Source organism: Bradyrhizobium sp. BR 1432, assembly GCF_051547705.1.
Lineage (GTDB): Bacteria > Pseudomonadota > Alphaproteobacteria > Rhizobiales > Xanthobacteraceae > Bradyrhizobium > Bradyrhizobium zhanjiangense.
On record NZ_JBPUGF010000003.1, the window covers coordinates 5,917,817 to 5,937,552 of the forward strand.

Consider the following 19,736-nt stretch of genomic DNA (forward strand, 5'->3'; position numbering starts at 1 on the left):
GGAGATTGTTGCTGCGCTATGCTCTCAATCAGCTAACACCGCGCCGGCGCCTCATCGCCCACCATGTCGGGCTGCCGGTCCAGCGCCACGGCCGGGGACAGCAGGATCACCAGCGCCTGCACGCCGAACACGGCCGCGGCGAGATAGAGGCAGGCTTCCGCGCTCCAGATGCCGCCGACGATTGCACCCAGCGCCGAGCCGAGCGGGCGGGCGCCGTAGCTCATGATGTTGATGGCGGAGACGCGTCCCAAGAGGCGCGGCGGTGTCACCGACTGGCGCAGTGTCGTGGTCGAGATCACCCACAGGATCGGCCCGACGCCCAGCAGGAAGAAGCTCAAGGCCGCAAGCCAGGGCGAGGGGACCAGCACCGTCAGTGCCATCACGAGTGCGGCGACGAAGCCGGTGACGGGCCCGAGCCCGACCACGGTGCCGAACGCGACGCGCTGCATCACGCGCGTGGCGACCAGCGCGCCGATCACCATGCCGACGCCGTACATCGTCAGCACGGTGCCAACGCCGGCGGCGGTCAGGCCGAGATGGCGCACGGCGTAGGGCACGAACACCGCGATCTGCACGAACCATCCGGTGTTGAAGATGAACTGGGTGATGAATACCGGCCGCAGCAGCGGGTGGTGAAACACGAAGGCCGCGCCTTCGCGGATGTCCTGGAACGGGTGGCGCTGCGGCGCCGGCGCGCGGGCAGGCTCGTAGATGCCGGCGAGCAGCACCACCGCGACGGCCGAGAGCGCGGCGGCAAAGCCGAAGGCAGGGCTTGCGCCCCACCATCCCACAAGCGCGCCTCCGAGCGCAGGGCCGCTCGCAAAGGCGATGGTGCGCGCGAGCTCGATCCGCGCATTCGCCGCCGGCAACAGGTCCGAGCTCACCAGCGACGGCACCAGCGCTGGCGCGGCCACGCTGTAGACGACAGTGCCGCACACCGCAGCGAAGCCGAGCAACGCCAGCATCGGCAAATTGAGCGCGCCCAGCGCCAGCAACAGCACGATGGCTGCGAGTGCGGCGGCCCGCAACGCCTCGGCTCCCGCCATCAGCCAGCGGCGGGAGATGCGGTCGGCGAGCACGCCGGCGGGAATGGCGAACAGGACGAAGGGCAGGGTGAGGGCGGTCTGCAGCAGGCCGGTCCGGCCTTCGGCGACCCCCAGCGTCAGCACGGCGACGATGGGCGCTGCGGCCAGCGCGATCTGCTCGGCCGATTGCGCCGCAAGGTTCGACCAGGCGAGGCGGTTGAAGGTGTCAGGGAGGCGAGGAGGCGTTGACATGGCTCATATCCTGCAGAGGCGAATTTGCGCCAATGTTCGCCCGTGAGGACCACCGAACCCACCCGCTTCCCGACAAGAGGCGAGATTGCCACGGCCACGCCAGGAACCGGTGCGGCTAGATGCAGTTGCAAATGAGTTGCAATAAGCACCAAGTCGGGTATTCTGCCAGCATGGATGCCCGATCACCCCACCTGACCCCCGACGCAGCCGGCTGGCGTGCCGACGCGCCGATCACCAAGAGCCTCGCCGAGGTCAATTCCACCGTCGCCATTCCGGCCGCCGGCCGCTGGTGGCGGCGGCTGCTTGCCTTCGTCGGTCCGGGCTACCTCGTCTCGGTCGGCTACATGGATCCCGGCAATTGGGCGACCGACCTCGCCGGCGGATCGAAGTTCGGTTACACGCTGCTCTCGGTCATCCTGCTCTCCAACCTGATGGCGATCCTGCTGCAGTCGCTGGCGGCGCGGCTCGGCATCGTCACCGACCGCGACCTCGCGCAGGCGTGCCGCGCCACCTATTCGCCGGCGGTGAACTTCCTGCTCTGGCTCGCCTGCGAGGCGGCGATCATCGCCTGCGATCTCGCCGAGGTCATCGGCACCGCGATTGCGCTGAAGCTTCTGTTCGGCATTCCCCTGATCGGCGGCGCGCTGCTCGCAGCGCTGGACGCCTTCCTGCTGCTGCTTCTGATGAACCGCGGCTTCCGCTTCCTCGAAGCCTTCGTCATCGCGCTGCTGGTGGTGATCGCGGTCTGCTTCGTGGTCCAGATCGCGGCTGCGGCTCCGCCGGTCGCGGAGGTGCTGCACGGTTTCGTGCCGAAGACCGAGATCTTCACCAATTCCGACATGCTCTACATCGCGATCGGCATCATCGGTGCGACCGTGATGCCGCATAATCTCTACCTGCACTCCTCGATCGTGCAGACGCGCGCCTACGAGCGCAACGACACTGGCCGACGCGAAGCGATCAAATGGGCGACGACGGACTCGACCATCGCCCTGATGCTGGCGCTGTTCATCAACGCCGCGATCCTCGTCGTGGCAGCTGCGACATTCCACAGAAGCGGCCATTCCGACGTCGCCGAGATCGGCCAGGCCTTCGAGCTGCTGTCGCCCTTGCTAGGTCTTGGCATCGCCTCGACGCTGTTCGCGGTGGCGCTGCTCGCCTCGGGCCTCAATTCAACCGTGACTGCGATGCTCGCCGGCCAGATCGTGATGGAGGGCTTTCTCGACCTGCGTCTGCCGAGCTGGGCGCGCCGCCTGCTCACGCGCGGCATCGCCATCATTCCCGTGATCATCGTCACCGCGATCTATGGCGAGCGCGGCACGGCGGATCTGTTGGTGTTCAGCCAGGTCGTGCTGTCGATGCAGCTGCCCTTCGCCGTCATCCCGCTGGTCCGCTTCGTCTCCGACCGCCGCAAGATGGGCCAGTTCGCGATCCCGGTCTCGGTCGCCGCCGTCGCATGGATCGTCGCGGGCGTGATCGTGGTTTTGAACGTGAAGCTGCTGGCGGATACGCTGTTCGGGTGATGTAGCCGCAACGTTTTCTGTCATCGCACGGTTTAACCGGGCGATCCAGTATTCCAGAGACCGTTGTGATTGAGTTCGAGAAGCCGCGGCGTACTGGATGCCCTGGTCAAGCCGGGGCATGACAGTGAGCTAATCCTGCGGCTCGGACGCTGTATCCCCGTGCGCGTCGATGCGCAGCCAGCCTGAGGGAGCGAGGCGCTGGCTGCGGCAGGAAGCGGGCCTTGTAGTCCATCTTCTTGGAGCCCTCGATCCAGTAGCCGAGATAGACGTAAGGCAGGCCCTGCCGGCGGGCGCGAGCGATGTGGTCGAGGATCATGAAGGTGCCCATCGAGCGGCTGACCTGGCTCGGCTCGAAGAACGAATAGACCATCGACAGGCCGTCACTGAGCACATCGGTCAGCGCCACGGCGATCAGGTCTTCGCCGCGGCCGGTGAGGCCGCTATCCGGGCCGCGCTTGCGGTACTCGATGATACGGGTCTCGACATGGCTGTCCTCGACCATCATGGCGTAGTCGAGCACGGTCATGTCGGCCATGCCGCCGTGGCGGTGGCGGGCATCGAGATAGGCGCGGAACACCGAATATTGCTCGGAGGTGGGCACCGCGCTGCGCTGCTCGCCGATAATGTCGGCGTTGCGCGTCAGCACTTTTCGGAAGTTGCGGGAGGGCCGGAACTCGTTGGCGATCACCCGGACCGAGACGCAGGCGCGGCACTGGTCGCAGGCCGGCCGGTAGGCGATCGACTGGCTGCGGCGGAAGCCGCCATGGGTCAGGAGGTCGTCGAGGTCACCGGCGCGCTCACCTACGAGGTGCGTAAACACCTTGCGCTCATGCCGGCCCGGCAGATAGGGGCACGGGGAAGGCGCCGTGAGGTAAAATTGGGGGGTATCGCGCGAGTGCTGGGTCAAGGGACGTCGTGGGCCTCCGAACTGTGTATCAGCATCGCGCTACGGACGCTCCCGGTCAATTGGTCTGCTTGGCAGATCAGTCAGTCTAGAAGGTCCGGGTTGATAGGTCGTTGATCAGTACATCCTTGCGGCCTGGGGCGCGGGTACGCGAACCGAATTGTTGATCACAACCGTTCCCAGCACGAAATCGTGCAACAGGCGACGGCGGCCGTTGAACAGGCCGACCAGCACCACGAAGGGTGACAGGAACGAGATCGTCACCCAGAACAGCACGGCATGGGTGGCGCCGAGGACGAAGTAACCGGGCGCGCCGTACCAGGTGCGCAGTTCCAGATCCATCACGCGCATGCCCACTGTTGCGGAGGAAGGGCCGCCGATGCTGGCACCGTAATACACGATGGCCCAGACCACCGAGGCCGGCCAGGCGATCCAGAACAGCGCCCAGCCGATGCCGAGCGTCACCACGCCGAACAGGGCGATGAAGATGTAGCCGAGGATCACCGGCACCGAGATCACGACCATGTCGATCAGGAAGGCGAACACCCGCCGCGTTGCAACGCCGCGGAACAGTTCCGGATGCAGATAGGGGTCGTAGGCGTGCGGCTGCATCCCGCCGTCGTTGCGCCAGGCGCCTGAATTGCCCGAGTCCGACATGTCCGTTTCTCCCAGCGAACCCCCATGGCGGGACATGGGAACAGGTCGTCCGCATGCCAAGGGCGCGCTGGGATCAACAAGCGAAAATATTCCGGCGATTCCGCGGCTGTTGCGAGCGGCGAGTTATCAATCGCAGTGTCGTCCTGGACCCATTAACGCAGGCAGGAGGGATTGCGGCGAAATGCCACTACGAGTCCTCGTCAAACGGAAGCTGGTGGGTATGGGTCCTGGCTTTCGCCAGGACGACGAGGAGGCAGGTGCGCCCGGTCTTCGCCGAAACGACCATGGGGAGGCAGGGTGGGCAAAGGCGCGTTAGCGCCGTGCCCACCATCGTTCCGCGATCACAAGCCGGAATGGTGAGCACGTCGCTACGCGACTTTGCCCACCCTACGGCACCTTATCCTTGGCTCCGCAGCTTCTCTGCCGCCTTCGGCGCGAAATAGCTCAGCACACCGTCGGCGCCGGCGCGCTTGAAGGCGAGCAGGCTTTCCATCATGGCACGGTCGCCGTCGAGCCAGCCGTTATTGGCGGCGGCTGCGATCATCGCGTATTCGCCGGAGACTTGGTAGGCGAAGGTCGGCATCGCGAAGGTATCCTTCACGCGGCGGACCACGTCGAGATAGGGCATGCCCGGCTTCACCATCACCATGTCGGCGCCTTCGGCGATGTCGAGCTCGACTTCGCGCAGTGCTTCATCGGTATTGGCGCTGTCCATCTGGTAGGTGCGCTTGTCGCCGGTGAGCGTCTTGGCCGAGCCGATGGCGTCGCGGAACGGGCCGTAGAAGGCCGAGGCGTATTTGGCGGCATAAGCCATGATCTGCACGTCGAGCAGGCCGGAGCGATCGAGCCCCTCGCGGATCGCGGCGACGCGGCCGTCCATCATGTCGGACGGCGCGATGATGTCGCAGCCGGCCTCGGCCTGCACCAGCGCCTGACGCACCAGCACTGCGACCGTCTCGTCGTTCAAGATCTTGCCGTCGGAGATCAGGCCGTTGTGACCGTGACTGGTGAACGGATCGAGCGCGACGTCGCAGAGAATGCCGATCTCCGGAAACTCCTTTTTGATCGCGCGCACAGCCTGGCAGACCAGATTGTTCGGATTGGTCGCTTCCGATCCTTCCTCGTCGCGCAGGGACGGGTCGGTATAGGGAAACAGCGCGATGCAGGGGATGGTGAGCTTCATGGCGCGCTCGACTTCGCGCACGGCCTGGTCGACGCTAAGGCGGTCAACGCCGGGCATCGAGGCGACCTGCTCGCGCTTATTGCTGCCGTCGATCAGGAACAGCGGCCAGATCAGATCATCCGTGGTGAGGACATTCTCGCGCACCATGCGCCGAGCCCACTCGGCCTTGCGGTTGCGGCGCGGACGGACGGTCAGATCGAGGGCAGGGGAGGCGCCGGCATCATCCCGGCGCGAAACCTCGCGCAGTTCGATCGGACGTCCGTATTTGATCGCCATTAGTCTTCCTCCGGCTGGAATTATTCTTATACCAGCTCGCATGGTTCCCGTCACCGCGGCTTGACCTGCCGCAAGGGATGACAGCCGATTGATTTTGCGGGGCGAAACAGCCAGAAGGGGGCCATGTCCGAGATCTCCACCCGCGATACGGCCCGCGACAGTGCCAGGGACAATGCCAGAGACACCGCCAGGGATGGCGCGATGTCGGTGGCGGCGATCTCATCGGAGCGCTCCCAGTCCGATGACAATGTGTGGACGCGCCGGCTCGTGTTGTTCCTGCGGGTGATGGCGCTGCTCTCGATCCTGAAGGGTCTCTATCACTGGGCGCAAGTGACGGGTTTCGTCGGTGGCGAGGACGAGGCGTTCGAGAACCAGTCGATGGCCTGGCAGGCCGCGACCGTCTACTTCGCCGTGATCGAGCTCGTCGCGGCGGTTGGTCTGTGGCTGGCGACGCCTGGGGCGCGGTGGTGTGGTTGACGACCGTGGTGTCGATGGCGGTGATCGAGCTGATGTTCCCCGGCATCTACGGCGGCAGCCTCGTCGTGGTCGGCGTCGAAGCGTTCATGCTCGCCGCATATCTCGCGCTCGCCTGGATGGCTGCGCGGGAACGGCCGCCGTAGCAGATAGTTCGACACGTCAGTGCTCTCGTGCCCCGGACGCAATGCAGCGCGCCCCGGCGATGCGAAGCGTCGTCCAGTGCGGCGTGATGCGTTGCAGAGCCGAGGCCCATTTCTCCGCGATCTCGTTTGTGGCTTTCTGGGTCCCGGATCTGCGCTTCGCTTGTCCGGGACACGAAGGAAGCTCGCGCAGTTGTGCGCGATTGGTTGACCGTTGGTTGCCTAAAATTTGCGGTAAGTTTTCGTTGACCAGCCTGTTCCGCCACAGCTGTTACGCGCCCGTTTCGAAACGGGGCGGGGCTGTACTGGAATGCGACAATAGGGGCGGACGGAGGGTGAACAGGACCTTGCGAGGGTCAACAGAGGGTTGCGAAAAGTCCTTTTGCTACAGGCTTAATCCGCAATTCACTGTCTTAAATTCATGATCTCTTTATTCTCTTATTTAAGCCGATCTTCAAACGAGCCCCTTAAGTTGCACCTATCAGACGGGACACAAGTTTCGTCGAATAAGTGTCGATAAAAACGACAACAGGGGAAGTGTCATGATGAAAGCCGTCGCAACTGCGGCAGATACCGCAGAGCGCGTCTCCGGCCAGCAGGGTTCGGTGCAGTCGCTCTATCTGGAAGCTTTGACTTTGGTGGAGCGGCTGCATCGCCGGCTCCTCGACGTGATCAAGGATGAATTCGATCGCCGCGGCCGTGCGGACATCAACTCGGTCCAGGCGCTCCTGCTCTATAACATCGGCGACAAGGAGCTGACCGCGGGCGAGCTGCGCACGCGCGGTTACTATCTCGGCTCCAACGTCTCCTACAATCTGAAGAAGCTCGTCGAGCTCGGCTTCCTCGATCATCAGCGCTCGCGCGTTGATCGCCGCTCGGTGCGCATCCGCCTGACCCCGCAGGGCCACGAAGTCCGCCGCATCGTCGATGCGCTCTACCAGAAGCACGTCAAGACGGTGGAGCAGGTCGGCGGCATCTCCGGCGAGGAGTTCTCGACCCTCAACAAGTCGCTGCACCGTCTTGAGCGGTTCTGGACCGACCAGATCCTGTACCGGCTCTGAGTTCCAAGGGATCAAGGCCAAGCCGGCCCCCAACAAGACCGGCAAGCCTCCCCGAACGTGCCCTTAGACTTCCCCAAGCGCGCCGGCCCGGATTCCGTCCGGACCGGGGCGTTTTGTATTTTTTTGCACCTGCGAAAAAAAAACCTCGCAGGCGGGGAACCAGTTCCGGGCTCGGCGCTTATCTCCGTCGGATCGGAGAATGTCGATGCTGGTCGAGCGCGGGCCTCAGGCGATGAACGTGGAACTCGTGAGCGAGGCCTACGCCATTGCCGCGAACTACCTTCGCCGCTCCGGCGCGATTCCCGATTCCCTCGTCACCGACGAGCGCCTGCTCAGGATCATCGTCAAGCTGCTCCAGCAGGGCGAATTCAACAAGATCAGGCTCGCCAACAAGGCGATCGCCCGGTTCGAGACGCAGTCCGAGGCCCGCGCGGTTGCCTGATCAAAACTCCCAAGATTTCAAGAGAACCAGAGGGTGCCATGGAAGCCGCCATCGACCGCATCATGCAGACCTATGACCTGCTCGCCAACCGCACCGCAGCAGCGAGCGAGGAGGCACGGGCCAAGGTCACCAACTATCTCAATACGTTGATGGAGGCCGGCGAAAAGGACACCCACCGGTTGACGGTCTGCGGCCTGACCTATCTCCGGCAGCTCGACGGCAGCGTGGACCCGGTGAAGGCGGGCTATACCGGGCTATGAATTGCCACCGGCTCGGGCCGGCGGCCGTTGGCGCGAGGTGAGGCCCAAAGCGGTCCTAGTCCGGACATTCGCAGAGGAGCGGTTCTATGAAACCGCTCCGGCGCCGAAAACCTCCACTCTCCACCATATCTTGCATAAATCTCAGGTCCGACCCGCAAATACTTGGCCGTGGGCGGGCGATGTGGTAGATCGCGCGTGCTTCCGACCGCCACACCAGACCCGCCCGTAGCCCGCCAAAAGGCTGCGGCGGTGGAGATATTCGCAAGATGACCTCAGCCAAAACCGCCTCCGCGCCCGATTCGTTTTTCACCGCCTCGCTCGAGCAGGCCGACCCGGACATTGCCGCCGCCATCAGGGGCGAACTCGGCCGGCAACGCCATGAGGTCGAGCTGATCGCCTCCGAGAACATTGTCAGCCGGGCCGTGCTGGAAGCGCAGGGTTCGGTGATGACCAACAAATATGCGGAAGGTTATCCGGGCGCGCGCTATTACGGCGGTTGTGAGTGGGTCGACGTCGCCGAGAACCTTGCGATCGATCGCGCCAAGAAGCTGTTCGGCGCCAACTTCGCCAACGTGCAGCCGAACTCGGGCAGCCAGATGAATCAGGCGGTGTTTCTGGCGCTGCTCCAGCCCGGCGACACCTTCATGGGTCTTGATCTTGCGGCCGGCGGCCATCTCACCCACGGCTCGCCCGTCAACATGAGCGGCAAGTGGTTCAAGGCCGCGCACTACACCGTGCGCCGCGAGGATCAGATCATCGACATGGACGCGGTCGCCAAGCAGGCCGAAGAGGTCAAGCCGAAGCTGATCGTCGCGGGCGGCTCGGCCTATTCGCGCGCCTGGGACTTCAAGCGTTTCCGCGAGATCGCGGACAGCGTCGGCGCGTATCTCTTGGTCGACATGGCGCACTTCGCCGGCCTCGTCGCCGGCGGCGTGCATGCTTCGCCGGTGCCGTATGCCCACGTCACCACCACCACGACGCACAAGTCGCTGCGCGGTCCGCGCGGCGGCCTGATGCTGTGGAATGACGAGACGCTGACCAAGAAGCTCAACGGGGCGATTTTCCCGGGCCTCCAGGGCGGCCCCCTGATGCACGTGATCGCGGCGAAGGCGGTTGCCTTCGGCGAGGCGCTGCGTCCGGACTTCAAGGTCTATGCCAAGAACGTCGTCGAGAACGCCAAGGCATTGGCCGAGGCGATGAAGAGCCACGGGTTCGATATTGTCTCGGGCGGTACCGATAACCATCTGATGCTCGTCGACCTCAGGCCGAAGGGCCTGAAGGGCAACGTCTCGGAGAAGGCGCTGGTGCGCGCCGCCATCACCTGCAACAAGAACGGCATTCCGTTCGACCCCGAAAAGCCCTTCGTCACCTCGGGCCTGCGTCTCGGCACTCCGGCCGCGACCACCCGCGGTTTCGGTGTCGCCGAATTCCAGCAGGTCGGCGGCATGATTGCCGAGGTCCTCAACGCGATCGCGCAGTCCGACGACGGCAAGGCGCCGCTCGTGGAAGCTGCGATCAAGGAACGGGTCAAGGCGCTCACCGACCGGTTCCCGATCTACCAGTAAGGCTTGGGTAAACGGATGCGCTGCCCGAACTGCAACAGTCTCGATACGCAGGTAAAGGACTCGCGTCCGACCGAGGACTCTTCTGTCATCCGCAGGCGGCGCGTATGCGTCGCCTGCAATTTCCGCTTCACCACCTTCGAGCGCGTGCAGCTGCGCGAGCTCACGGTGATCAAGCGCAACGGCCGCCGCGTGCCGTTCGACCGCGACAAGCTGATGCGCTCGGTGCAGATCTCACTCCGCAAGCGGCAGGTCGAGCCGGAGCGGGTGGAGAAGATGGTCTCCACCATCGTGCGCGAGCTCGAGACCGGCGGCGAGGCCGAGATCTCCTCCGAGGTGATCGGCGAGACCGTGATGGAGCATCTGCGCACGCTCGACGACGTCGCCTATGTGCGCTTCGCCTCCGTCTACCGCAATTTCCGCGAGGCCAAGGATTTCGCCGACGTGCTCGGCGAGCTCTCCGGTGAGGAGGAAGCGCGGCTCGCCGCGATCCGCAAATGATCTTCCGCATCCTGGAAGATCAATTCGCGCAGAAGGCCCGTGAGGCCAAGGATGCCGATCTCCGCTTCATGCAGCTGGCGCTTTCGCTTGGGCGCCGCGGGCAGGGTCGCACTTGGCCGAATCCGGCCGTCGGTGCGGTCATCGTCAAGGATGGGGTCATCGTCGGCCGCGGCTGGACACAGCCCGGAGGGCGGCCGCATGGCGAGCCCGAGGCCTTGCTGCGGGCCGGCGAGGCGGCGCGCGGCGCCACGCTCTACGTCACGCTGGAGCCATGCTCGCATTTCGGCAAGTCGCCGCCTTGCGCCGATGCGGTGATCGCCGCCGGCATCAAGCGGGTGGTCGCCGCGATCGAGGATCCCAATCCGGAAGTTGCCGGCCAGGGCCATGCGCGTTTGCGGGCAGCCGGCATCGTCGTGGATGTGGGTCCATGCGCTGCGGAAGCCGCGTTCGATCATGCCGGCCATTTCCGTCGCATCCGGGACAAGCGTCCGCACGTGATCCTGAAGCTCGCGGTCTCGCCCGACGGCAAGATTGGCGCGGCCGGCGGCAAGCCGGTTGCGATCACCGGCGAGGCGGTGCGCAATCGCGTGCATCTCTTGCGCGCGCAGAGCGATGCCATCCTGGTCGGCATCGGCACGGTGTTGGCAGATGATCCGCTTCTCACCTGCCGCCTGCCGGGCATGGCGGCGCGCTCGCCGGTGCGGGTGGTGCTCGATCAGAGCCTGCGCATTCCCGGCGCAGGCAAGCTCGTTCGCACCGCGCGCGAGACGCCGCTCTGGGTGGTGAGTTCTGAGCTTGCCGAAGCCGCGGCCGCCACGCGGCTTGGCGCGGCCGGTGCGCAAATGTTGCGCGTGCCGCCGGTCGGTGCATCAGGGCTCGATCTTACGGCCGTGCTGCATGCGCTGGCCGAGAAAGGCATCACGCGGCTGATGGTCGAGGGCGGCAGCCGTGTTGCCGCGTCCTTCGTCGCGGCCGACCTGGTCGACGAAATCTGGCTGTTCCGCGGCGCGGAAGAGGTGGGCTCTGGCGGCGTCGATGCGCTCGATGCATTGCCCCTGTCGAAAATCACGCAGTCGCGGGCCTACAAGGTTCATGCTAGCGAGACATTCGACAGGGATACTCTCACCGTTTACGAGCGCTCGTAATGTTCACTGGCATTGTCACCGATATCGGCGAGATCGTCGGCTTCACGCCAACGGCGCAGGGGCAGCTGCACCGTCTGCGCATCGCCTGCCGTTATGATCAGACCACCATCGCCGATGGCGCCTCGATCGCCTGCAACGGCGTCTGCCTCACCGTGGTCGCCTCCGGCGTTGAGGGGAATAACACCTGGTTCGACGTCGATGCCGCCGCCGAGACGCTGGCACTGACGACCGCAAAACACTGGAAGGTCGGAACAAAGCTCAACCTCGAGCGGGCGCTGAAGATTGGTGACGAACTCGGCGGCCACATCGTCGCCGGCCATGCCGACGGCATCGCAACGCTTCTCAGCCGCGAGGATCTGCCCGACATGGCGCGGTTCGAGCTCTCGACGACGCGCGAGCTGGCGCGCTTCATCGCCACCAAGGGCTCGATCACGCTCGACGGCGTCTCGCTGACCGTCAATACGGTGAAAGACACGACCTTTTCGGTGCTGATCATCCCGCACACGCTGACGGTGACGACGATCGGCGGCTGGAAGGCGGGGCACGAGGTCAATATCGAGGTCGATCTGATGGCCCGCTACGCGGCGCGGCTGACGGAAATGAAGTGACCGGCGCAGCCGGAACGACGGTTTAAAACTTGGCTTACCCGCCTGCGGCGACTACATAACGCGCCGACCACTGTAGAACGGATTGAACGATGGCAGACGCGCGGCGCGCACCCCTGAAGGACCAGACCGACATCTCCGGCGCCCGCGCGCTGATTGTCGAGGCGCGGTTCTATGACGATCTCCAGGACGCGCTCCTGGACGGTGCAGTCGCCGAGCTGAAGGCGGCCGGCCTCACGCACGACGTCATCACGGTTCCCGGCGCGCTGGAGATTCCGGCGGCGATCGCCATCGCGATCGACGCGGCTGCGGCGAACGGCAGGCCCTATGATGCGGTGATTGCGCTCGGCTGCGTGATCCGCGGCGACACCATCCATTTCGAGATCGTCTCGCAGGAATCCTCGCGCGCGCTGATGGACCTTGCGGTGGCGCGAAAGCTGCCGCTCGGCAACGGCATCCTCACCGTCAACACCGAGGCGCAGGCCTGGGCACGGGCACGCGCCAGCGAGCTCAACAAGGGCGGCGATGCCGCACGTGCAGCGCTTGCGATGCTGCGCATCAAACGCTGCTTGGCACGGGCCTGAGTCATGGCCGACAACAACAAAAAGCCGGCGGGCGCTCCGGAGAAGAAGGCGAACCGCCGCGGCGCGGCGCGGCTTGCCGCCGTGCAGGCGCTCTACCAGATGGACATCGCCGGTGCCGGCATCAACGACATTTTTGCCGAGTTCGAGAGTCGATTGGCTCGGCAACGAGGTCGAGGGCGACACATACCTGCCGGCAGAGGCCGCCTTCTTCCGCGATGTCGTCTCCGGCGTCGTTCGCGACCAGAAGAAGCTCGATCCGCTGATCGATGAGGCGCTGTCGAAGGGCTGGCCCTTGAAGCGGATCGAGGCGATCCTGCGCGCGGTGCTGCGCGCAGGAGCCTACGAATTGGAGCACCGCAAGGATGTGCCGGGTCGCGTGGTGATCTCCGAATATGTCGACGTCGCCAACGCTTTCGTCGACCGCGAGGAGACTGGTATGGTCAACGCGGTGCTCGACCAGATTGGCCGCCAGTTTCGCGGTGACGAGTTCGGGCGGGGGTAGCTACACATTCCGCTGTCATCACCCGCGAAAGCGGGTGATCCAGTACGCCGCGGCAGCGGTAATTGATGTCAGGCGTCTCGGCGTACTGGATCGCCCGGTCAAGCCGGGCGATGACACTTGTGTTCGAGGCTAACGCCGATGGCAAACCCGCAAAATCCCTCCGGCGAAGACTCCCTCATCGCGCGCTATTTCAAGCCGCTGGCGACCGATCCCGGCGCGTTCGGACTGGTCGATGATGCCGCTATCCTGAGATCGGCTGGCGAGGACATCGTCGTCACCACCGACGCGGTGGTGGAGGGCGTGCACTATCTTGTCACCGATCCGCCTGACACCATCGCGCGCAAGGCGCTGCGGGTGAACCTGTCCGATCTCGCGGCCAAAGGAGCGGTCCCGGCCGGCTTCGTGCTGACGCTGGCGCTGCGCAGCAGGGAGGATGCCTGGCTCAAGCCGTTTGCGGATGCGCTCGGCGAGGACGCCAAGAGCTTCGCGTGCCCGCTGCTCGGCGGCGACACGGTGTCGACCCCAGGACCGCAGATGGTCTCCATCACCGCCTTCGGCCGCGTGCCGCAGGAACGGATGGTCGGCCGCACCGGCGCACGGCCGGGTGATCGCATCCTGGTGACGGGCACGATCGGCGATGCTGCGCTCGGCCTCGACGTGCTCACGGGCGGCGCTGCGGCGGGCGCGCTGACATCCGATCCCGCTGCACGGGATTTTCTGGTGTCGCGCTATCGCGTGCCGCAGCCGCGCAATGTGCTGGCGCAGGCCGTGCGTGATCATGCGACCGCTGCGATGGACGTCTCCGACGGGCTCGCCGGCGATCTGACAAAGCTCTGTGCGGCATCGGGCGTCTCGGCCACGGTCGAAGTGGCGAACGTGCCGCTCTCGGCCGCGGCCGCAAGCCTGATCGCGCGCAACGCTGTTTGTGTCGAGACGCTGCTGGCGGGCGGCGACGATTACGAGGTGCTGTGCACCGTTCCGCCGGCACAAAGCGATGCGTTGATCGCAGCCGGGCGGACGGCAGGCTTCGCCGTCACCGCCATTGGCACGATCATCGAGGGCGGGGCGCCACCGCGCTTCCTGGACGGGCAGGGCCAGGAGCTGACCTTGAAGCGGCTGTCGTACAGCCACTTCTAGGAATTGCTCCAAACCGGCATCTTAATTCTCCGGACTGGCCCAAATACCTGCCGAGATCGGCCGTTTCGGCCTTATCCGGCGTTGCACCCTTAATTTGATTTTGGCAAGCTCGCGACCGACTGGGGCCGCCCCTTCGGGCAAGGGGCGGCTTTGTTCAAAATCAAGGCGCCGCACCGGCACGACGGACAACAAAAGGCGCCGGGGGTACATCAAGGATCTGAGGCAAAAAATCACATGACAGCATTATGGTTGATAGTGCTCTGCGGAGTGCTTTCCGTCGTCTACGCGATTTGGGCGACGTCTTCGGTGTTGGGCGCGGATGCGGGGACGCCGCGCATGCAGGAGATCGCAGGAGCGGTGCGCGAAGGCGCGCAGGCGTATCTGCGGCGCCAGTACACCACGATCGGTCTCGTCGGCATCGTCATCTTCTTGCTGCTTGCCTATTTCCTCGGGGTCTATGTCGCGATCGGTTTTGCCATCGGCGCCGTCCTATCGGGGGCGGCCGGCTTCATCGGCATGAACGTCTCGGTCCGCGCCAATGTGCGCACCGCGCAGGCCGCGACGACCTCGCTCGCCGGTGGCCTCGAGCTCGCTTTCAAGGCGGGCGCCATCACCGGCCTTCTGGTCGCCGGTCTCGCGCTGCTCGGCGTCACCCTCTATTTCGGCTTCCTGGTCCATTCGCTGAAGCTTGCGCCCGACAGCCGCACCGTGGTTGACGCCATGGTGGCGCTCGGCTTCGGCGCCTCGCTGATCTCGATCTTCGCCCGTCTTGGTGGCGGTATCTTCACCAAGGGTGCGGACGTCGGCGGCGACCTCGTCGGCAAGGTCGAGGCCGGTATCCCCGAGGACGATCCGCGCAACCCCGCCACCATCGCCGACAACGTTGGCGACAATGTCGGCGACTGCGCCGGCATGGCCGCCGACCTGTTCGAGACCTATGCGGTGACAGCGGTCGCCACCATGGTGCTCGCGGCGATCTTCTTCGCCAAGACGCCGATCCTCGCCAACATGATGACGCTGCCGCTCGCGATCGGCGGCATCTGCATCATCACCTCGATCGTCGGCACCTTCTTCGTCAAGCTCGGGCCGAGCCAGTCGATCATGGGCGCGCTCTACAAGGGCCTGATCGCGACCGGCATCCTGTCGTTGATCGGCATCGCGCTGGTGATCTACTACCTGATCGGCTTCGGCAAGCTCGAGGGCGTCGACTTCACCGGCATGGCGCTGTTCGAATGCGGCGTGGTCGGTCTCGTCGTCACCGCGCTGATCATCTGGATCACCGAATACTACACCGGCACCGACTATCGCCCGGTGAAGTCGATTGCGCAGGCCTCGGTCACCGGCCACGGCACCAACGTGATCCAGGGCCTCGCCGTCTCGATGGAAGCGACCGCGCTGCCCGCGCTCGTCATCATCGCCGGCATCCTGGTCACTTACAGCCTCGCCGGGCTGTTCGGCATCGCGATCGCGACCGCCACCATGCTGGCACTGGCCGGCATGGTCGTCGCCCTCGACGCCTTCGGTCCTGTCACCGACAATGCCGGCGGCATTGCCGAGATGGCGGGACTGCCCAAGGAGGTGCGCAAGTCGACCGACGCGCTCGACGCGGTCGGCAACACTACCAAGGCGGTGACCAAGGGCTACGCGATCGGCTCGGCCGGTCTCGGTGCCCTGGTGCTGTTCGCGGCCTACAACCAGGACCTCAAGTTCTTCGTTGCGGACTCCGCGAAACACGCCTACTTCGCCGGCGTCAATCCGGACTTCTCGCTCAACAACCCCTATGTGGTGGTGGGCCTGCTGTTCGGCGGCCTCTTGCCGTATCTGTTCGGCGCGCTGGGCATGACCGCGGTCGGCCGTGCGGCCGGCGCGATCGTCGAGGAAGTCCGCCGTCAGTTCCGCGAGAAGCCGGGCATCATGCAGGGCACCGACAAGCCCGACTACGGCAAGGCGGTCGACCTGCTCACCCGCGCGGCGATCAAGGAGATGATCATCCCCTCGCTGCTGCCGGTGCTGTCGCCGATCGTCGTCTACTTCCTGATCTACGCGATCGCGGGCGGCGGCGTGGCCGGCAAGTCGGCGGCATTCTCGGCGGTCGGCGCGATGCTGCTCGGCGTGATCGTGACCGGCCTGTTCGTCGCGATCTCCATGACCTCGGGCGGCGGCGCCTGGGACAACGCCAAGAAGTACATCGAGGACGGCCATTTCGGCGGCAAGGGCTCTGATGCCCACAAATCGGCCGTCACCGGCGACACCGTCGGTGATCCCTACAAGGACACGGCCGGCCCCGCGGTGAACCCGATGATCAAGATCACGAACATCGTGGCCTTGCTGCTGCTGGCGATCCTGGCGCACTGAGCGGCGGCGGCGACACAAGACAAAACCCCGCGGCGCGAGCCGCGGGGTTTTTGCTTGGCAGGCCGAGCCCTCTCACCACGTCATTGCGAGCGCAGCGAAGCAATCCAGAATTTTTCCGCAGAGGCAGTCTGGATTGCTTCGTCGCAAGAGCTCCTCGCAATGACGTAGGTGGCGATCACTGCACGTCCATCTGCAGCCCTTCCTTCTGGATGATGCCGGCGAACTTCTTCGTCTCGGCGCCCACGAAGGCGGCGAATTGCTGCGGTGTGCCGTAGTCGGCGCGGGCGCCCATGGCGGCGATCTGCTTTTTGATGTCGTCGCGCTCCAGCATCGCCTTGACCTGAAGATTGAGCGCGTTGAGCACCTCGGGTGAGACCCCCTTCGGCAGGAACACGGCGAACCAGGAGGACACGTCGAAGTTCGCCAACTCCGACGCGCTCTCGCGCATGGTCGGCAGGTTCGGCGCGAGCTCGCTGCGCTCGGTCGTGGTGACGCAGAGGCCGTTGAGCGTGCCGTTCTGCACCTGCGGCAGGCTCGGATAGAGATTGTCGAACAGGATCTGGATGTCGCCGGCGAGCGCGGCCTGGAGCGCGGGGCCGGCGCCGCGGAACGGGATGTGGGTCATCTTCAGCCCGGTGAGCTGGAGAAACCAGGCGCCGGTGAGGTGAGGGCTCTGGCCGACGCCCGAGGAGGCGTAGCTCAGCTTGTCCGGATTGGCCTTGAGGTACGCGATCAACTCGGCGATCGACTTGATGCCGGTCTTCGGATGCGCCGAGACGATGTTCGGGATCCGGATCATGTTGGAGACCGGCTGAAGCTGGTCCGGCTTGTAGGTGAGGTTCTTGAAGATGCTGTAGGCGATCGCGTTCGGCCCGGGATTGCCGACCAGGATGGTGTGACCATCAGGCTTGGCGCGGACCACCTCGGCCGTGCCGATCGTGCCTCCGCCGCCGGAGCGGTTTTCCACGACCGCCGTTCGGCCCCAGGCGGTTTGCAGGTGGGCAGCCAGGAGCCGGCCCATGACGTCGGTGGAGCCGCCGGCCGCCGCCGGCACGATGAGGCGGACGTTCTCGGTCGGCTTCCAGTCGGCCAGGCTCGATCGTGGCAGGATGGCTGCGGCCGAGAGACCGGCAACGCCGGTGAGCACGCGACGGCGGGACAACGAAATGTTCTGAAGTTTCTTGGGCACGAATCCACTCCCTGCTTTTTGTTTTGCCGGGAGCGTAGGGAACCCGGCGCGCGACGGCAAGCCGCGCGCGAGGGCAAGTGCCGCGCGGAGGGCGGCACGACGCCGCAGGGTGACGGCTCAGTTAAAGCTGAGCAGCTTGAACAGCGGCGCGAGGTAGCTCATCTCCTGGCCCGACGTCGCTGTGGTGCGGCTGATGAAGTCGAAGATCTTGCCGTCCTGGAGGCCGTAATTCGCCAGCCGGCGCACGCGGCGGTTCTTGTCGAAATAGATCGCGATCACGCGCTGGTCGACCACCTTCTGGTTCATGAAGGCGACCATGCGCTCGGAGCGCTGGGAGATGTAGTAGAACACCTCGCCGTCCAGGGTCGCGACAGTGGAGGGCGTGCCCATCACGATCAGCACTTGGTCTTGGCTCGCGCCGATCGGAATCTGCTCCAGCGCGCCGGGCGGCAGGATGTAGCCCTTCTGGAACTGCTCACCGGTGCACCCGGCGAGGGCGGCGCCGACCAGAGCCACGGCCGCGAACATGCGCAGGCCGCGCCAGCGTGCATGAAGGCCGCGCTTGTCCGCGCGCAGGCCAATCTGGTTCGTCATCGTCATAGCGGAACTGATTCCGTCCCCTTGCGTCGCGCGAGGCGCTGAAGTACCGGGCGGAGGCTCTGAATGCAACACGCGCGCGCCCGCTTGCGGAAACCACAATGCTTTGGCCGTTCAATCACTTCAGGAAACCCCGGCTAACCCCGCCGGGCACCATCGAAGCCATCTATGGCATGATCGTGACGCAGGCGCGAGAACCCATATTTTACCGTGACTTGGGGGTACCGGATACGGTTAACGGGCGTTTCGACCTGTTGCTGCTGCATCTCTGGCTGCTGCTGCGCCGCCTGCGCACGGTCCAGGGCGCCACCGAGCTGTCGCAGGCGCTGTTCGATCGCTTCTGCGAGGACATGGACGACAATCTGCGCGAGATGGGGGTGGGCGACCAGACCGTACCGAAGCGGATGCGGGCTTTTGGCGAGGCCTTCTATGGCCGCGTCCAGGCCTATGACCAAGCCATCGAGAGCGCCGGCGAGGCGCTGGCATCAGCGATCTGCAAGAATATCTTGAATGGGACCGGCATGGATCAGGCGCAGAGGCTCGCGGCCTATGCCCGGGCCACGGAAGCCGATCTCGGCCGGACCGACGAGGCCGCGCTCTTGCGCGCGTCCTTCAAGTTTCCCCCGGCGCTGCCAGAGGATGTCATGCCATGAGCCGACCGACGACCGGATCCCAGCCCGATCCCTGGCGGGCGCCCGTGATCGTGGCGCAGGTCCCCGACACCGGCCTGCATCGCGAACTCGAGGCCTCGGCGGCCGAGCGGCAGGCGATGGCCGCGATCGCGGGCCTGCGGGAGATCCTGTCCGCCCGTGCCAGCTTCGATATCGTTCCGAAAAGCGGCGGGCGGGTCCAGGTCACCGGGCTGGTCCGCGGCCGGATCGGCCAGACCTGCGTCGTCACGCTCGATCCGATCGAGAGCGAGATCGAGGAGGAGGTGGACCTGATGTTCGCTCCCGAGGCCGAGGCGCGCCGGCTGGCCGACCTGATCGAGGAGGGGCAGGACGATCAGGAGCCGCCTGATGTCGCCGACCCTCCGGAGGCGGTCGTCAATGGCATCATCGATCTCGGCCGTCTCGCCACTGACGCGCTGTTCCTGGCGATTGATCCCTATCCGCGCAAGGAGGGGGCCGTGTTCGAGGCGGAGGTCACCGCCCCCGATCCGGAGGACCATCCATTCGCAGCCCTGAAGGCACTTCAGGACAGGAAAAGGGCAAATAGCTCGGCATTTCCGGCGGGACCGCTTGGGGCGGGGCACGAGCCGTTTGCCGCGATGGTTTGAAGAACGGTTATATCCGTTTGATTCCAAGGCGTTTCCTGCAGATTCATCCGTTCGCTCGCGGATCGTCCTGAATGCAAAAG

General features: G+C 65.2%; 18 protein-coding genes and 3 pseudogenes. 15 read left to right on the forward strand and 6 right to left on the reverse strand.

Annotation, left to right across the window (positions count from 1 at the left end; translation table 11 throughout):
- Positions 1–32 precede the first annotated feature (32 nt).
- Positions 33–1,277 carry an MFS transporter gene (locus tag ACSKB8_RS28610; protein WP_438107801.1) on the reverse strand — a complete coding sequence of 415 codons (1,245 nt, stop codon included), beginning with the start codon at positions 1,275–1,277 and terminating at the stop codon, positions 33–35.
- Positions 1,278–1,447: 170 nt separating this feature from the next.
- Here ACSKB8_RS28610 and ACSKB8_RS28615 point away from each other — a divergent pair, with 170 nt between their 5' ends.
- Positions 1,448–2,800: an Nramp family divalent metal transporter gene (locus tag ACSKB8_RS28615; protein ID WP_438107802.1), complete on the forward strand. Its 1,353-nt coding sequence runs from the start codon at positions 1,448–1,450 to the stop codon at positions 2,798–2,800.
- A 129-nt stretch (positions 2,801–2,929) separates the two neighbouring features.
- Here ACSKB8_RS28615 and ACSKB8_RS28620 read toward each other — a convergent pair.
- The 3 genes and pseudogenes from ACSKB8_RS28620 to hemB all read right to left on the reverse strand — a co-directional run bounded on the left by ACSKB8_RS28620 (position 2,930) and on the right by hemB (position 5,820).
- Positions 2,930–3,707: pseudogene (locus ACSKB8_RS28620) on the reverse strand (arginyltransferase).
- 114 nt (positions 3,708–3,821) lie between these two features.
- Positions 3,822–4,361 (reverse strand): RDD family protein, encoded by a 540-nt coding sequence (locus ACSKB8_RS28625; protein ID WP_438107803.1) that lies wholly within the window; start codon positions 4,359–4,361, stop codon positions 3,822–3,824.
- Between the two features lie 397 nt (positions 4,362–4,758).
- A complete protein-coding gene (gene hemB, locus ACSKB8_RS28630) occupies positions 4,759–5,820 on the reverse strand; it encodes a porphobilinogen synthase (protein WP_438107804.1) in 1,062 nt (353 codons plus the stop codon).
- A gap of 123 nt (positions 5,821–5,943) precedes the next feature.
- On the opposite strand from hemB, the pseudogene ACSKB8_RS28635 reads away from it, so the two are divergent.
- From ACSKB8_RS28635 to ACSKB8_RS28690, 12 genes and pseudogenes are all read left to right on the forward strand, one after another.
- Positions 5,944–6,440, forward strand: a pseudogene (locus ACSKB8_RS28635) (DUF6163 family protein).
- Positions 6,441–6,979: 539 nt separating this feature from the next.
- The gene (gene ldtR, locus ACSKB8_RS28640) at positions 6,980–7,498 is read left to right on the forward strand and encodes a transcriptional regulator LdtR (protein ID WP_091893258.1); all 519 of its coding nucleotides are present in this window, start codon (positions 6,980–6,982) and stop codon (positions 7,496–7,498) included.
- 205 nt (positions 7,499–7,703) lie between these two features.
- A complete protein-coding gene (locus ACSKB8_RS28645) occupies positions 7,704–7,940 on the forward strand; it encodes a hypothetical protein (RefSeq protein WP_091893370.1) in 237 nt (78 codons plus the stop codon).
- 38 nt (positions 7,941–7,978) lie between these two features.
- A complete protein-coding gene (locus tag ACSKB8_RS28650) occupies positions 7,979–8,200 on the forward strand; it encodes a hypothetical protein (RefSeq protein ID WP_091893260.1) in 222 nt (73 codons plus the stop codon).
- A gap of 266 nt (positions 8,201–8,466) precedes the next feature.
- On the forward strand, positions 8,467–9,765 hold the full coding sequence (glyA, locus tag ACSKB8_RS28655; protein ID WP_128946708.1) for a serine hydroxymethyltransferase: 1,299 nt from the start codon (positions 8,467–8,469) through the stop codon (positions 9,763–9,765).
- Positions 9,766–9,780: 15 nt separating this feature from the next.
- Positions 9,781–10,263, forward strand: coding sequence for a transcriptional regulator NrdR (gene nrdR / locus ACSKB8_RS28660; protein ID WP_011087793.1), 483 nt, complete (start codon positions 9,781–9,783; stop codon positions 10,261–10,263).
- Positions 10,260–11,408, forward strand: coding sequence for a bifunctional diaminohydroxyphosphoribosylaminopyrimidine deaminase/5-amino-6-(5-phosphoribosylamino)uracil reductase RibD (gene ribD / locus ACSKB8_RS28665; protein WP_438107805.1), 1,149 nt, complete (start codon positions 10,260–10,262; stop codon positions 11,406–11,408). Before nrdR ends, ribD begins: the two co-directional genes overlap by 4 nt.
- Entirely contained in the window at positions 11,408–12,016 is a 609-nt protein-coding gene (locus tag ACSKB8_RS28670) for a riboflavin synthase (RefSeq protein ID WP_438107806.1), read from the forward strand. The genes ribD and ACSKB8_RS28670 overlap by 1 nt, the downstream gene beginning before the upstream one ends.
- Before the next feature lie 89 nt (positions 12,017–12,105).
- Positions 12,106–12,597: a 6,7-dimethyl-8-ribityllumazine synthase gene (gene ribH, locus ACSKB8_RS28675; protein WP_438107807.1), complete on the forward strand. Its 492-nt coding sequence runs from the start codon at positions 12,106–12,108 to the stop codon at positions 12,595–12,597.
- A 3-nt stretch (positions 12,598–12,600) separates the two neighbouring features.
- Positions 12,601–13,099, forward strand: a pseudogene (gene nusB / locus ACSKB8_RS28680) (transcription antitermination factor NusB).
- 138 nt (positions 13,100–13,237) lie between these two features.
- Positions 13,238–14,236 (forward strand): thiamine-phosphate kinase, encoded by a 999-nt coding sequence (gene thiL, locus ACSKB8_RS28685; RefSeq protein ID WP_438107808.1) that lies wholly within the window; start codon positions 13,238–13,240, stop codon positions 14,234–14,236.
- A gap of 234 nt (positions 14,237–14,470) precedes the next feature.
- Complete coding sequence (locus ACSKB8_RS28690; protein ID WP_438107809.1) at positions 14,471–16,591, forward strand: sodium-translocating pyrophosphatase; 2,121 nt, start codon at positions 14,471–14,473, stop codon at positions 16,589–16,591.
- 175 nt (positions 16,592–16,766) lie between these two features.
- Here ACSKB8_RS28690 and ACSKB8_RS28695 read toward each other — a convergent pair whose 3' ends face one another.
- Both ACSKB8_RS28695 and ACSKB8_RS28700 read right to left on the reverse strand, forming a co-directional pair.
- The gene (locus ACSKB8_RS28695) at positions 16,767–17,780 is read right to left on the reverse strand and encodes a Bug family tripartite tricarboxylate transporter substrate binding protein (RefSeq protein WP_438107810.1); all 1,014 of its coding nucleotides are present in this window, start codon (positions 17,778–17,780) and stop codon (positions 16,767–16,769) included.
- Between the two features lie 117 nt (positions 17,781–17,897).
- Positions 17,898–18,380: an outer membrane protein assembly factor BamE gene (locus ACSKB8_RS28700; protein WP_438107811.1), complete on the reverse strand. Its 483-nt coding sequence runs from the start codon at positions 18,378–18,380 to the stop codon at positions 17,898–17,900.
- Positions 18,381–18,478: 98 nt separating this feature from the next.
- On the opposite strand from ACSKB8_RS28700, the gene ACSKB8_RS28705 reads away from it, so the two are divergent.
- Positions 18,479–19,030 (forward strand): ubiquinol-cytochrome C chaperone family protein, encoded by a 552-nt coding sequence (locus tag ACSKB8_RS28705; RefSeq protein ID WP_438107812.1) that lies wholly within the window; start codon positions 18,479–18,481, stop codon positions 19,028–19,030.
- A complete protein-coding gene (locus tag ACSKB8_RS28710) occupies positions 19,027–19,656 on the forward strand; it encodes a YceD family protein (RefSeq protein WP_438107813.1) in 630 nt (209 codons plus the stop codon). Before ACSKB8_RS28705 ends, ACSKB8_RS28710 begins: the two co-directional genes overlap by 4 nt.
- Positions 19,657–19,736: the final 80 nt, after the last annotated feature.